At 60.5% G+C, this 12,870-nt stretch carries 13 protein-coding genes; 8 read left to right on the forward strand and 5 right to left on the reverse strand.

Going from position 1 to position 12,870, the window contains the following annotated elements:
* The first annotated feature begins 165 nt into the window (after positions 1 to 165).
* Complete coding sequence (locus tag PMI36_RS19750) at positions 166 to 1,530, forward strand: HlyD family type I secretion periplasmic adaptor subunit (RefSeq protein ID WP_007905140.1); 1,365 nt, start codon at positions 166 to 168, stop codon at positions 1,528 to 1,530.
* A 145-nt stretch (positions 1,531 to 1,675) separates the two neighbouring features.
* Here the strand turns inward: PMI36_RS19750 and PMI36_RS19745 are convergent, their stop codons facing one another.
* Entirely contained in the window at positions 1,676 to 2,272 is a 597-nt protein-coding gene (locus PMI36_RS19745; protein ID WP_008070279.1) for a tRNA-uridine aminocarboxypropyltransferase, read from the reverse strand.
* 4 nt (positions 2,273 to 2,276) lie between these two features.
* Complete coding sequence (locus tag PMI36_RS19740) at positions 2,277 to 3,170, reverse strand: LysR family transcriptional regulator (protein ID WP_008013540.1); 894 nt, start codon at positions 3,168 to 3,170, stop codon at positions 2,277 to 2,279.
* Between the two features lie 366 nt (positions 3,171 to 3,536).
* On the opposite strand from PMI36_RS19740, the gene speB reads away from it, so the two are divergent.
* The 6 genes from speB to PMI36_RS19710 all read left to right on the forward strand — a co-directional run bounded on the left by speB (position 3,537) and on the right by PMI36_RS19710 (position 9,155).
* A complete protein-coding gene (speB, locus tag PMI36_RS19735) occupies positions 3,537 to 4,487 on the forward strand; it encodes an agmatinase (RefSeq protein ID WP_008070282.1) in 951 nt (316 codons plus the stop codon).
* Between the two features lie 9 nt (positions 4,488 to 4,496).
* Positions 4,497 to 4,919: a YybH family protein gene (locus PMI36_RS19730; protein ID WP_008070288.1), complete on the forward strand. Its 423-nt coding sequence runs from the start codon at positions 4,497 to 4,499 to the stop codon at positions 4,917 to 4,919.
* A 51-nt stretch (positions 4,920 to 4,970) separates the two neighbouring features.
* Positions 4,971 to 6,482, forward strand: a complete 1,512-nt coding sequence (locus PMI36_RS19725) for a purine-cytosine permease family protein (RefSeq protein ID WP_008070290.1) — start codon at positions 4,971 to 4,973, stop codon at positions 6,480 to 6,482.
* Positions 6,483 to 6,657: 175 nt separating this feature from the next.
* Positions 6,658 to 8,037, forward strand: coding sequence for a sodium:solute symporter (locus PMI36_RS19720; RefSeq protein WP_008070292.1), 1,380 nt, complete (start codon positions 6,658 to 6,660; stop codon positions 8,035 to 8,037).
* A gap of 85 nt (positions 8,038 to 8,122) precedes the next feature.
* On the forward strand, positions 8,123 to 8,848 hold the full coding sequence (locus PMI36_RS19715; RefSeq protein WP_008070294.1) for an MBL fold metallo-hydrolase: 726 nt from the start codon (positions 8,123 to 8,125) through the stop codon (positions 8,846 to 8,848).
* A gap of 55 nt (positions 8,849 to 8,903) precedes the next feature.
* A complete protein-coding gene (locus PMI36_RS19710) occupies positions 8,904 to 9,155 on the forward strand; it encodes a hypothetical protein (RefSeq protein ID WP_008070297.1) in 252 nt (83 codons plus the stop codon).
* Positions 9,156 to 9,341: 186 nt separating this feature from the next.
* On the opposite strand, the gene PMI36_RS32245 is transcribed toward PMI36_RS19710, so the two are convergent.
* Positions 9,342 to 9,470, reverse strand: a complete 129-nt coding sequence (locus PMI36_RS32245; RefSeq protein WP_007905120.1) for a PA1414 family protein — start codon at positions 9,468 to 9,470, stop codon at positions 9,342 to 9,344.
* Positions 9,471 to 9,610: 140 nt separating this feature from the next.
* Positions 9,611 to 10,504: a putrescine utilization regulator PtrR gene (ptrR, locus tag PMI36_RS19705; RefSeq protein WP_008070299.1), complete on the reverse strand. Its 894-nt coding sequence runs from the start codon at positions 10,502 to 10,504 to the stop codon at positions 9,611 to 9,613.
* Between the two features lie 104 nt (positions 10,505 to 10,608).
* Here ptrR and PMI36_RS19700 point away from each other — a divergent pair, with 104 nt between their 5' ends.
* Complete coding sequence (locus PMI36_RS19700; RefSeq protein WP_008070302.1) at positions 10,609 to 11,799, forward strand: MFS transporter; 1,191 nt, start codon at positions 10,609 to 10,611, stop codon at positions 11,797 to 11,799.
* Here PMI36_RS19700 and PMI36_RS19695 read toward each other — a convergent pair.
* Entirely contained in the window at positions 11,735 to 12,667 is a 933-nt protein-coding gene (locus tag PMI36_RS19695) for a DMT family transporter (protein ID WP_032830261.1), read from the reverse strand. The two genes, PMI36_RS19700 and PMI36_RS19695, sit on opposite strands and share 65 nt — an antisense overlap.
* Positions 12,668 to 12,870: the final 203 nt, after the last annotated feature.

The following is a 12,870-nucleotide window of genomic DNA, read 5'->3' on the forward strand; positions in this document are numbered from 1 at the left end:
GCTTGCTCCCGCTGGGCTGCGAAGCAGCCCCAAAGCCATTCACCAAGGTGTATCAGGTAAAACCTATATGCCGTGTTTACGACGGCTTCGCCGCCGAGCGGGAGCAAGCTCCCTCGCCACAGGTTTGTGTTCGGCTTTGTTTCTCTTAACTGACGGGTATTGCCCATGTCTGCTCAAACACCGGATTCAGCGGCCCGAAGCTACCTCGGCAGTTTCAGCAAAAGTGCCGAAAGCGAATTCATGCCGGAAACCGCCGGCGCCTCGTTGCAGGATTCGCCGCGCTGGTCGCGGATCACCGTGTGGCTGGCGGCGGCGCTGCTGATCACCTCGCTGGTCTGGGCCAAGTTCGCCGTGTTGCAGGAAGTTACCACGGGCGAAGGCAAGGCGATTCCGTCGAGCAAGATTCAGGTGATCCAGAACCTGGAAGGCGGCATCGTCACGGAAATCTTCGTGCGCGAAGGGCAAATGGTGAACAAGGGCGACACCTTGCTGCGCCTGGATGACACACGATTTCTGTCGAACAAAGGTGAAAGTGAAGCGGACCGCTATGCGCTGACCGCACAGGTCGAACGGTTATCGGCCGAAGCGGAAGGCCGGCCGTTCAAGCTGTCTGCGGAAGTCATCGCCAAGGCGCCACAAGTGGCCGAGGACGAACGCTCGCTGTACGAACAACGTCAGCGCCGACTGGCCAGCGAACAGCGCACGCTGACCGAACAACTTCGGCAGAAAACCCAGGAGCTGGCAGAATTCCGTTCCAAACAGGGGCAGTTCAGTTCCAGCCTGGCGCTGCTGCAACAAGAGATGAACATGTCGGCGCCACTGGTGGGCACCGGTGCGGTTTCGCCGGTGGAAATCCTGCGGCTCAAACGCAGCGCGGTGGAAATCCGCGGCTCGCTGAACGCTACGACCCTGGCGATCCCCCGTGCCGAATCGGCGATCAATGAGATCAAAAGCAAGATCGACGAGTCGGAACAATCCTTCCGTTCGGACGCGGCAAAAGAGCTGAACGAGAAACGCACCGACCTGTCGAAAATCACCGCCTCAAGCATTGCCATCGACGACCGGGTGACGCGCACCACCGTGGTGTCGCCGGTGCACGGCATTATCAAAATGCTGAAGGTCAACACCATCGGCGGCGTGGTCCAGCCGGGCAATGACATGGTGGAAATCGTGCCACTGGAAGACAACCTGCTGATCGAAGCCAAGGTCCGCCCTCAAGACGTGGCGTTCCTGCACCCGGGCCAGAAAGCCATGGTCAAGTTCAGCGCTTACGACTACACGATTTATGGGGGGCTGAGTGCGAAGCTGGAGCTGATCGGGGCGGACACCATCACCGATGACAAGGGCAACAGCTTTTATCTGATTCAGGTGCGCACCGATAAGAATCACTTGGGCGGGGATGTGAAACCGCTGCTGATCATTCCGGGGATGGTGGCGACGGTGGACATTATTACCGGGGAGAAAAGTGTGTTGGATTATCTGCTTAAACCGGTGTTGAAAGCGCGGACCGAGGCGATGCGCGAGCGGTAGTGATTATCCAGACACTGCAGTGATTGGTCCGGCCTCTTCGCGGGCAAGCCCGCTCCCACAGTGTCCGTGTCGAATACAAATTCTGCGAACACCGCTAAACCTGTGGGAGCGGGCTTGCCCGCGAAGAGGCCCTCACGAACAACAACTATTTCGGCCCATGATTACGCTGAAAAACCTCCTCCCCCATCGCCGCAATCTGCCCCTCGATCAACGCTTCGAACGGTTTCAATAACGGCTCGAAAGTGGTCGGCGCTTCAAGCGTCTGCAACGCCTGCACAATCGCCTCCACCGTCGACAACGCCCCAGACCCCGGCGCTTTGCGCAAGCGATAACGCGACACCCCGCCCTCGGCCAATGTCACCCTGGGCAACGCCGCCAACAACGGATTGAGGTGCAGCATTTTGCGCGCCTTGCGCCAGGTGCCATCCGGGACCACCAGCAATAGCGGCTCATCATTAGCGGTGTAGGTCTGCAACGGTTGTGCATCCTCGGCGGGAAACAACAGTCGCGCCTGATAGCCCGGCTGATTCAACAGCGCCGGCAAATCCTCAAACACCTCGCCAACGATCAACTCGGCATTCTTCAACCCCAATGCCGCCAATCGCGCGGTGTTCAGCGCATGGTTCACTTCGCTCGGATGCTGAAGCAGCAACACCCGGGTGCGGCTGTCGAGGCTCGGGATCAGCGGGCACAGGCAATGGGTTTGTGGACGCAGGCAGCGCGGGCACTGGATTCTGGACATTGTCTTAAGCCTGATTGAGCTGCGCTTTGAGCAGGTCGCGGAAGGTCTGGATCAGCGGTTCGCGGCTGCGGCCACGGCGCACGATCATCGAGAACGGCGCCTGATAACCGAACGTCGCCGGCAGCAGCACGCGTAAATCACCTTTGTCAGCCCAAGCCTGGGCGTAGTGCTCCGGCAAGTAACCGATGTAGGCGCCGGACAGCACCAGAATCAGCTGGGCTTCCATACTTTCCACGGTCGCCGCGCTGTGTTTGAAACCGTGGCGTGCCAGTTCGGCCTGGCTCCAATAGCCGCGACCGACCATGCGCTGTTGGGTGATGACTTGCTCGGGGATGCGCCGCTCGGTGAACAGCGGATGCCGGCTGCTGCAATACAGCCAGTGTTGCTCGCGGTACAGCGGCATGTAGACCAGACCGCTCATGCGCGTGGAAAAGGCACCGATGGCCAGGTCGAGGCGGTTGTCCTGCACGCCGAGTTGCAGCTCGTAAGGGCTCATGACCGACAGATGCAAATGCACCGCCGGGTGCTCCTGACTGTAGGCGCCGATGGCTTCGGCAAAGGGCAAGGCCTTGTCGCTGACGGTGGAGTCGATCACACCCAGGTTCAAGGTTCCGCGCAGCTCGCCTTTGAGGGCGGCGGCGTATTGTTCGAAACCTTCGAGTTCGGCCAATAGCCGCAGGGTTTCCTGATGGAACAGCTCACCCTTGCTGGTCAGGCTGAAACCACCGCGACCGCGATGGCAAAGCACCAGGCCCAAGGCCGCTTCGAGCTGGCTCATGTAAGTGCTGATCGCCGAGGTCGAAAGGTTGAGCTCTTGCTGGGCGTTGGCGAACCCCTGATGGCGGACCACGCTGACGAAGATGCGCAATAGTTTCAGGTCGGGTAAAGCGTTGGCCATGGGGGGCTCCGGTTGCAAGGATACGCACGGTGCTTCTGTTGAAACACAACCCATGTGGGAGCGGGCTTGCTCGCGAAAGCGGTATGTCAGGCAACATTGATTTCGACTGACACGACGCCTTCGCGAGCAAGCCCGCTCCCACATGGGTTGCGGTGTTCAGCCTATGAATGACAGGCATCAGCGATTCTGTGCATGGCGGAAGTCTATCGCCGTCGCCGCCATTAGTTTAGAAAAATCTGAACTAAGTATTTGTCCGTAGCGATTCTTCCCGGTCACTACCTTTCGCAGAATCGGCCCACAGCGGTGCCCGTCTCTCCCCGAGCGTGCAACCGACATAAATAAAACAACGACGATGAGGCCTTACCCGTGGACAAGATTCTTCACCAACCACTGGGCGGCAACGAAATGCCGCGCTTCGGCGGCATCGCCACCATGCTGCGACTTCCCCATTTGCCATCTGCCGCCGGCCTGGACGCTGCCTTTATCGGCATCCCGCTGGACATCGGCACGTCCCTGCGCCCCGGCACCCGTTTCGGGCCGCGTGAAATCCGCGCTGAATCGGTGATGATCCGCCCGTACAACATGGCCACCGGCGCCGCGCCGTTCGATTCGCTGTCGGTTGCCGACATCGGTGACGTGGCGATCAACACGTTCAACCTGCTGGACGCCGTGCGGATCATCGAAGAGGCCTACGACAATATCCTCGAACACGATGTGATCCCCATGACCCTCGGCGGCGACCACACCATCACCCTGCCGATCCTGCGTGCCATCCATAAAAAGCACGGCAAGGTCGGCCTGGTGCACATCGACGCGCACGCCGACGTGAACGATCACATGTTCGGTGAGAAGATCGCCCACGGTACGACCTTCCGTCGCGCTGTAGAAGAAGGCCTTCTGGATTGCGACCGCGTGGTGCAAATTGGCTTGCGCGCTCAGGGTTACACCGCTGATGACTTCAACTGGAGCCGCAATCAAGGCTTCCGTGTGGTTCAGGCTGAAGAATGCTGGCACAAATCCCTGGCGCCGCTGATGGCCGAAGTTCGCGAGAAAGTCGGCGACGGTCCGGTGTACCTGAGTTTCGATATCGACGGCATCGACCCGGCTTGGGCACCAGGCACTGGCACCCCGGAAATCGGCGGTCTGACGACCATTCAGGCGATCGAAATCGTGCGCGGCTGCCAAGGCCTCGATCTGGTCGGCTGCGATCTGGTGGAAGTCTCGCCAGCGTACGACACCACCGGCAACACCTCGCTGTTGGGCGCCAACCTGCTGTACGAAATGCTCTGCGTACTGCCGGGCGTGGTCCATCGCTGAGGATCGGTCATGAGCGAACGTGATCAGGTTCTCAACGCCGCCGCTGAGCTGGTATCGGCCTTTGCCCGTAACGATCGCGAAGCTTACTTCGGCGCATTCAGCGTTGATGCCAGCTTCGTGTTCTACACCCTCGAGCAGCCCCTGCTGTCGCGCGATGCCTATCAGGCGTTGTGGGACACCTGGCGCGCCGAGGACGGCTTCGAGGTGCTGTCGTGCACCTCGAACAACGCCTTCGTCAGCCTGCAAGGTGACGTGGCGATTTTCATCCATGACGTGGCCACCGAGCTGCGCATGCAAGGGGAGCAACACTTCAGCCAGGAGCGCGAGACGATTGTTTTCAAAAAACAGACGTCTGGCCAAGAACAACAAGGCCTATGGCTGGCCTGCCACGAACATTTGTCCGCAATGCCGGAAGGGCTGCCACCCCCTTAGCCAAAGTGACGCTCACGCACGATGAGCGCGCCTTTATGATCGGAGCAGATCATGAATAACAACAACAAAGACCAAAGCCTTACGCAAATCGAAACCCACGGGGTCGAACAGATCCCGGACAACGAACGCACCGCCGGCCCGACGGACTTGTTCCGGATGATCTTCGGCGGTTCCAACACCTTTGCCACCGCCGTGCTCGGCAGTTTCCCGGTACTGTTCGGCCTGTCTTTCCAGGCGGGCGTCTGGGCGATTGTGCTGGGCGTGTTGCTGGGTTCGCTGATCCTTGCGCCGATGGGCCTGTTCGGCCCGATCAATGGCACCAACAACGCCGTGTCGTCCGGTGCGCATTTCGGTGTGCACGGGCGGATCGTCGGTTCGTTCCTGTCGCTGCTGACCGCCATCGCCTTCTTCTCGCTCTCGGTGTGGAGCTCGGGCGATGCGTTAATCGGTGGCGCGAAACGCCTGATCGGCCTGCCAGAAACCGACCTGACCCTGGGCCTGGCCTACGGTCTGTTCGCGATCCTGGTGCTGACGGTGTGCATCTACGGTTTCCGCTTCCTGTTGTGGGTCAACAAGATCGCGGTATGGAGCGCCAGCCTGTTGTTCCTGCTGGGCATCTTCGCCTTCGCCGGTCCTTTCGATGTGAACTACGCCGGCAGCGTCAGCCTCGGTCAACCGGGTTTCTGGGCGGCCTTCATCGGCGCTGCGCTGGTAGCGATGAGCAACCCGATTTCCTTCGGGGCGTTCCTCGGCGACTGGTCGCGCTACATCCCGCGTGACACCTCCAAGCGCCGGATCATGGCCGCCGTGTTGATCTCGCAGATCGCCACCTTCATCCCGTTCCTGTTTGGCCTCGCCACCGCCACCATCGTAGCGATCAAGGCACCGGACTACATCGCGGCCAACAACTACGTCGGCGGTCTGCTGGCGGTGTCGCCGAGCTGGTTCTTCCTGCCGGTGTGCCTGATTGCGGTGATCGGCGGCATGTCCACCGGCACCACTTCGCTGTATGGCACCGGGCTGGACATGTCCAGCGTGTTCCCGAGGGTGCTGTCGCGGGTCAAGGCAACGTTGCTGATCGGCGTGATGTCGATTGCCTTCATCTTCATCGGGCGCTTTGCGGCGAACCTGGTGCAGAGCGTGTCGACCTTCGCCGTGCTGATCATCACCTGCACCACCCCGTGGATGGTGATCATGATCATCGGCCTGCTGGTGCGTCGCGGCTTCTACTGCCCGGATGACCTGCAAGTGTTCACCCGTGGCGAAAAAGGTGGCCGTTACTGGTTCACCCACGGCTGGAACTGGCGCGGCCTGGGGGCCTGGATCCCAAGTGCATTGGTGGGTTTGTGCTTCGTGAACCTGCCGGGGCAGTTTGTCGGGCCGCTGGGCAACCTCGCCGGTGGGATCGACATCAGCTTGCCGGTGACCCTCGGTCTGGCCTCGCTGGTGTACCTGACACTGCTGAGCCTGTTCCCGGAACCGGCTGCGGTGTTCGGCCCCAACGATGCACGCAGCAAGGGCACGGATTCGCTCGGTAAACCGGCGATACGACAAGCCGCCTGATTCAACACATTACCTGTGGTCAACGCATTACCTGTGGGAGCGTGGCTTGCCCGCGAAGAACGATGACGCGGTCTGCCTGATGGACCGCGGCGCAGCCATCGCGGGCAAGCCACGCTCCCACAGAAAAGACTGATTTTCGCCTCACCATAAAAAAGACAATCGGAGACACGCCATCATGGCTTTGGATTTATTCGTCGTACTCATCTACGCCGCCGCGATGCTGATACTCGGCTACTACGGCATGCGCAAGGCCAAGACCAACGAAGACTTTTTGGTCGCCGGTCGTAACCTCGGCCCGAGCCTGTACATGGGCACCATGGCCGCTACCGTTCTGGGCGGCGCATCTACCGTCGGCACCGTGCGCCTGGGCTACGTCCATGGCATCTCCGGTTTCTGGCTCTGCGCGGCCCTCGGTTGCGGGATCGTGGCGCTGAACCTGTTCCTCGCCAAACCGCTGCTGAAACTGAAAATCTACACCGTTACCCAGGTGCTGGAAAAACGCTACAACCCGATGGCCCGCTCCGCGAGCGCGGTAATCATGCTGGCGTATGCGCTGATGATCGGCGTGGTCTCGATCCTGGCCATTGGCACCGTACTGCAAGTGCTGTTCGACCTGCCGTTCTGGCTGTCGGTATTGGTCGGCGGTGGCGTGGTGGTGATCTATTCGGCGATCGGCGGCATGTGGTCCCTGACCCTGACCGACATCGTCCAGTTCGTCATCAAGACCGTGGGCCTGATGTTCATCCTGTTGCCAATCTGCCTGTACCGCGTCGGTGGTTGGGATGAGTTGGTGTTGAAACTGCCGGCAACCGCCTTCAGCTTCACCACGATTGGCTGGGACACCATCATCACCTACTTCATGATCTACTTCTTCGGGATCCTGATCGGCCAAGACATCTGGCAGCGTGTGTTCACCGTCAAGAGCGCCAAAGTGGCTCAGGTCGCCGGTACATTCGCAGGCTTCTACTGCATCCTTTACGGACTGGCCTGCGCCCTGATCGGCATGGCCGCTCATGTGCTGATCCCGGATCTGGACAACGTCAACAACGCCTTCGCCGCCATCGTCAAACTGTCCCTGCCGGATGGTATCCGTGGCCTGGTGATTGCGGCTGCCCTGGCGGCCATGATGTCCACCGCCAGTGCCGGCTTGCTCGCGGCCTCCACCACCCTGACCGAAGACCTGCTGCCGAAACTGCGCGGCGGTAAACAGTCGAGCCTGGCGGTCAACCGCCTGTTCACCCTGCTGACTGGCATCGCCGTGCTGGGTATCGCGCTGGTGGTAAACGACGTGATCAGTGCCTTGACCCTGGCCTACAACCTGTTGGTGGGCGGCATGCTGATCCCGCTGATCGGTGCAATCTTCTGGAAACGCGCAACCACCGCAGGCGCTATCGCCAGCATGGGCATGGGCTTTGCCACCGCGCTGCTGTTCATGTTCAAGGACGGTATGGACGCCAACACTCCGATCTACTACAGCCTCGGCGTGGGTCTGGTGAGTTTCGTAGTGGTCAGCTTGCTGTCCCGTCGCCCGGCAGTGGTGGCCAGCGCCGCCTAAGCTTTCCATAACGACTAGATGCTTTCTTCGACGGGTGTGGCGTCGGTTGCCACACCCGTTTTTTTTCGCCTGAAGGAATCTGCTTATGAAGATCGTCAGCCGCGATCAGTGGTTCGAGGTCAAACAGCTCAGCGACGGCATCCGTCTGATTCACGAGCCTTACATTAGGCCCTTTTACCGCTGCAACCTCTGGCACATTCAGGGGCGTGACAAGGATTTGCTGCTGGACAGCGGTTCCGGCCTGGTCAGCCTGCGCGAGCAATTGCCGTGGATCACCGAACGACCACTGGTGGCGGTGGCCAGCCATTGCCATTTCGACCACATCGCCGGGCATCACGAATTCCCCGAACGGCTGGTGCACCCGGCCGAAGCACAGATTCTCGCCGAGCCCGACGGCGAAAACACCCTGAGCAAGGCTTTCGTCGGTGACGACATGTTCGAGGCTCACCCCGACTGCCCGTTGTGCTACGCCGAATACCGGGTCAAAGCCGCACCGGCCACGGGTTTGATTGAAGAAGGCGACGTGCTTGATCTCGGTGATCGGGTCCTGCAAGTGCTGCACACGCCGGGTCATTCACCGGGCGGCATCAGCCTGTATGAGGCGGCGACCGAAACCCTGTTCAGCGGCGACATCATTTATGACGGGCCGCTGATCGAAGACGCCTATCACTCCAACCTCGACGACTACGCCTGCAGCCTGCAACGCTTGCGCGCGCTGCCGATCCGCACGGTGCATGGCGGGCATTTCGGGAGTTTTTCCGGGGAGTATTTGCGCACGATGATAGACGAGTGGCAGCGCCGACACGCCTGAAGCCTGCTGTACTCAGCACCAGGGACAACAACAATAACGCCCTCGAAGAACAATCATGACAAAAGACGCCGTTCGTACAGCCGTGCACAGCTTCATCAGCCGCCTGCTGGAGGGCCGGGATGACTTCGACGACAACACCCGTCTGGTGCAGTTGGGATTGGATGAAGAAGATATTGAGGAACTGATTTTCCATCTGGAAGATCAGCTGGGTTTGACGGCGTTTACCGCCGAAGAAGACCGGATGCTCAAGACTGCGACGACCGTCGACGACTTGAGCCGGTTTTTGATTGAGATCAGGCGGTATTGAGACGGGTAGTCAGATACCACCGATATGACGAATGAACCTCTGTGGCGAGGGAGCTTGCTCCCGCTCGATTGCACAGCAATCGCAAGCTGCATCCGTGCTCGAGCTGATCCACCTCAGTGGCGATGAATGGGGCCGCTGCGCACCCCAGCGGGAGCAAGCTCCCTCGCCACAGGTGATTTGCCAGATTTACCGGCGGCGCTGCTGGCGGCGACGTTGTTCGTCGTCAGTGCGAATGGGTATGGGTTGCAGAGGCGGTTCGATCAAACCGAGTGCGACACCCAGGTCATGCAGCCAGTTTTGGATTTTCTCTTTCATGATGCCCCCCTTCAGGGTCGTGCCGAGCGGCCGAAGTTCTGTAGCCCCTTCGCACTGATAATAGTCCGAAGTCCTACGCAATGCTCGCCCAAGATCGCAATGATCTGTTACTAAATTGATCCAAATCCCAAACCGCCCGCTCAAGCAATTGCCCGGGCCTGAATCACTGCCGACGGATACACCGCCTGCTGCTGCTCGATCCATGCATTCAGGTTGGCCCCGACCATGCCTCTGCGCCACATCAGCCAAGTAGTCGCACTGGCGAACGGCTCGGCCAACGGGTGCACTGCCACGCTTTCGCGCCCCGGCAGGCTGGCGAGCATCGACTCCGACATCAGCGCCACGCCAGAGCCGGCAATCACACAGGCGAGCATTCCCGGATAAGACTCGATCTCCATCGCCCGGCCCATGGCCGCGTGATCATGGGCGAACCAGGCTTCCAGACGCATCCGGTAGGAACAGCCCTGGCGAAACGTGAACACCGAACGTCCTTCGACATCCAGTGCGCTGCGTACCGGCGGATGATCGGCCTCGCTGATCAACACCAGCCGTTCGTCGCACAACGGCACGCCGTCGAGCCCGGCCAGTTCCAGCGGACCGTCCACCAGCGCCGCATCGAGGCGCCCGGTGAGCAGACCTTCGAGCAATTCGCCGCTGGGGCCCGATTGCACTTGCAGGTTCACCGCCGGATAGCTGCGGTGATAACGCGCCAACAGCTCTGGCAGGTGAATCGCGGCGGTGCTGTACATGGTGCCCAGTACGAAATCCCCGGCCGGTTGCCCACCCTGCACTGCCGCATGGGCTTCGTCGTGCAAGGCGAACAGCTTGGCGGTGTAGTCCAAGAGGACTTTTCCCGCAGGTGACAACTGCAAACGCTGACGCTCACGTACGAACAGTTCGACACCGAGTTGCTCTTCGAGCTGCTTGAGCCGGGTCGACAGGTTGGACGGCACACGATGCAGGCGTTCAGCAGCGCGGGTAATGGAGCCCTCCTGCGCCACCGCCTGGAAGATCCGCAATTGGCTGAATTCCACGCCATTCTCCAAATCAGAACAAGTTTCTCACTATTATTCATTTTTAAAGAAAGTCAATCAGTCCTAGCCTGACGGTCATTGATCCTCGGAACAGAACTCAGACCATGTCCCCTCTGATTCGCTTAACCGCCAGCTTCATCGCCCTGATGATGGCCATGGGTATCGGGCGTTTCGCCCTGACCCCGCAACTGCCGCACTTGCTCAGCGAAGGCCAGATCGACCTGACTGCCGCTGGTCTGATTGCCGCCGCCAACTACCTCGGCTACTTCGTCGGCGCGGTGGACGCGATGTTCGCCCGTCGTCCCGATCAGGTTCGTCGACGCCTGTTTGGCGGATTGTGGCTTTGTGTGCTGCTGACCCTGGCCTCGTTCTGGGCCGACGGGTTCTGGTCGCATCTGGTGCTGCGTTTCGGCACGGGCGTGGCCAGCGCCTGGGTGTTGGTGATGATTACCGCATTGAGTCAACCGCTGGCAGCGGCGGCCGGTCGTCCGCGACTTGGCGCCCTGGTCTTTGCCGGGCCGGGCCTGGGGATTTTTCTGACAGGGTTGTTGGCTCTGGGCTCGAACCTGCTGGGGCAGACGTCCGCAGTCTTGTGGCTGGTGTATGCCGGTGTCGGGCTGGTGATGCTGCTGGGGATTCTGCCGTTCCTGCCGCAACCGGCCGCCCTTTCTACGGCGATACCGTCTGCCGTCACATCGAGTGCCCAAGGTGTCGGACGTTTACCGGTGATCTATGGTCTGTACGGTTTGGGCTATATCATCCCGGCCACTTTTCTCTCGCAAATGGCCAGCGCGCAGTTCCATGGGCAATGGCAAGCCGATCTGTTCTGGCCGTGCTTCGGCTTGGCGGCGGCAATCGGGGTGGTGTTGGTGAGCCTGCGCCGGCACAACCCGAATGCCACTCGCCATTGGCTGATGGCTACTCTGTGGCTGCAGGCGGCCGGGGTGTTTGCTTGCCTGTTGGGCAGCGGTGCCGGCCTGGCGTTGGGGGTGATCCTGTGTGGCGGGCCGTTCCTGGCCTGCATGCAACTGGTGATGCAGCGCTCCCGGGAACTGGCGCCCCATGCCACCCAGCGCAACGCCGGGCTGCTAACCGCGTGCTTCGCCGTGGGTCAGCTCAGCGGGCCGTTATTGGCCGCACTGAGCAGCCATTTCAGCGGTGGATTGCAACCCGCGCTGGTGATCGCCGGCAGCGGTTTGCTCATCGCAGGAGGCCTGTTGCTGCGCCCGATCAGGGTTGCCCAAGTACTTTGCGCAAACGACGGCGGACCCACTGCTCTGCGCTCACAAAAGTGATCCCGAGCAGAACCAGCACCGCGCCGATCACAAAGTTGAGACTCAGTTCTTCGCCCAGCAGCACCACGCCGAATGTGACGCCGAACAGCGGCGTCATGAACGAAAACACCGCCAGGTTCGCTGCCAGATAACGGCGCAGCAGCCAGAACCAGGTCAGGTAACTGAAGAACGACACCACCAACCCTTGGAACAGCACGCTGGCCACAGCAACAGTGGTCAGGCTGACATGGGTGACCTGCCCGCTGAGGATCGCGATCAACAGCAGGCCGACGAAGCCGACAATCAGTTGATAAAACAGCGTCAGGGTCACTGGCGCTTCCGACAGACGCGAGGCGCGCACCACCACGGTGGTCGCGCCCCATGACGCGCCGGCCAGCACGCCCAACGCATCCCCCATCAGCATGCGGTGGTCGAGGTTGTCCCAGGACACGCCACCGGCAAACGCAATGGCAATGCCGATGAAGGCGAGAACAATCCCCAGCCACTGCACCGGTCTTAAACGCTCACTCGGCAGCAGCCAATGCACGCCCAACGCGGTGAAGATCGGCGCGGTATAAAGGAACACCGACATGTGCGCGGCCGTGGTCAGTTGCAGACCTTCGGAAATGAAGAAGAACTCCAGGCCAAACAACGCACCCGCCAGCAAGCCGCCGCGCCAGGTAGTGCCAACCTGATCCCAACCGCCCTTCCAGCAGATCAACAATCCTACGAGCAACGCGGAAATACCCGACCGCCCCGCCGCTTGCATGACCGGCGCGATGTCGGGCGCGGCCCACTTGATCATCACCTGCTGCACGCCCCAGATCAGGCACAGCCCGACCATCACTTGCAGGGCAAATCCATCGGCGCTACGCCGGGTGGCGCTCACCGGAACACCTCGATAACACAATCCATGGCAGTGACTCGACAGTAAAAGCAAAGCCCCGACCTTCTGGCTGAGCAGAGTGCCGGGGCGAAAAATTATGCCGTCGATTATTAACCAGATGGACAGAAAAAGGTGTCTGCAAAAGACCTTTAAATCGTCGCTTGCGTCATATGGCGGTCGCGTCCTCCCTGTAGGAGCTGCCGCAG

Origin of the sequence: Pseudomonas sp. GM79, from assembly GCF_000282495.1 — a bacterium.
Taxonomy (GTDB): Bacteria; Pseudomonadota; Gammaproteobacteria; order Pseudomonadales; family Pseudomonadaceae; genus Aquipseudomonas.

Excerpts from the sequence above, each read along its gene's own strand:
- PMI36_RS19745 (WP_008070279.1), bottom strand. The coding sequence starts at position 2,272 with ATGTCCAGAATCCAGTGCCCGCGCTGCCTGCGTCCACAAACCCATTGC.
- PMI36_RS19730 (WP_008070288.1), top strand. The coding sequence starts at position 4,497 with ATGAGCGAACGTGATCAGGTTCTCAACGCCGCCGCTGAGCTGGTATCG.
- PMI36_RS19710 (WP_008070297.1), top strand. The coding sequence starts at position 8,904 with ATGACAAAAGACGCCGTTCGTACAGCCGTGCACAGCTTCATCAGCCGC.
- PMI36_RS19715 (WP_008070294.1), top strand. The coding sequence starts at position 8,123 with ATGAAGATCGTCAGCCGCGATCAGTGGTTCGAGGTCAAACAGCTCAGC.
- PMI36_RS19740 (WP_008013540.1), bottom strand. The coding sequence starts at position 3,170 with ATGGCCAACGCTTTACCCGACCTGAAACTATTGCGCATCTTCGTCAGC.
- PMI36_RS32245 (WP_007905120.1), bottom strand. The coding sequence starts at position 9,470 with ATGAAAGAGAAAATCCAAAACTGGCTGCATGACCTGGGTGTCGCACTC.
- PMI36_RS19700 (WP_008070302.1), top strand. The coding sequence starts at position 10,609 with ATGTCCCCTCTGATTCGCTTAACCGCCAGCTTCATCGCCCTGATGATG.
- PMI36_RS19720 (WP_008070292.1), top strand. The coding sequence starts at position 6,658 with ATGGCTTTGGATTTATTCGTCGTACTCATCTACGCCGCCGCGATGCTG.
- PMI36_RS19750 (WP_007905140.1), top strand. The coding sequence starts at position 166 with ATGTCTGCTCAAACACCGGATTCAGCGGCCCGAAGCTACCTCGGCAGT.
- PMI36_RS19725 (WP_008070290.1), top strand. The coding sequence starts at position 4,971 with ATGAATAACAACAACAAAGACCAAAGCCTTACGCAAATCGAAACCCAC.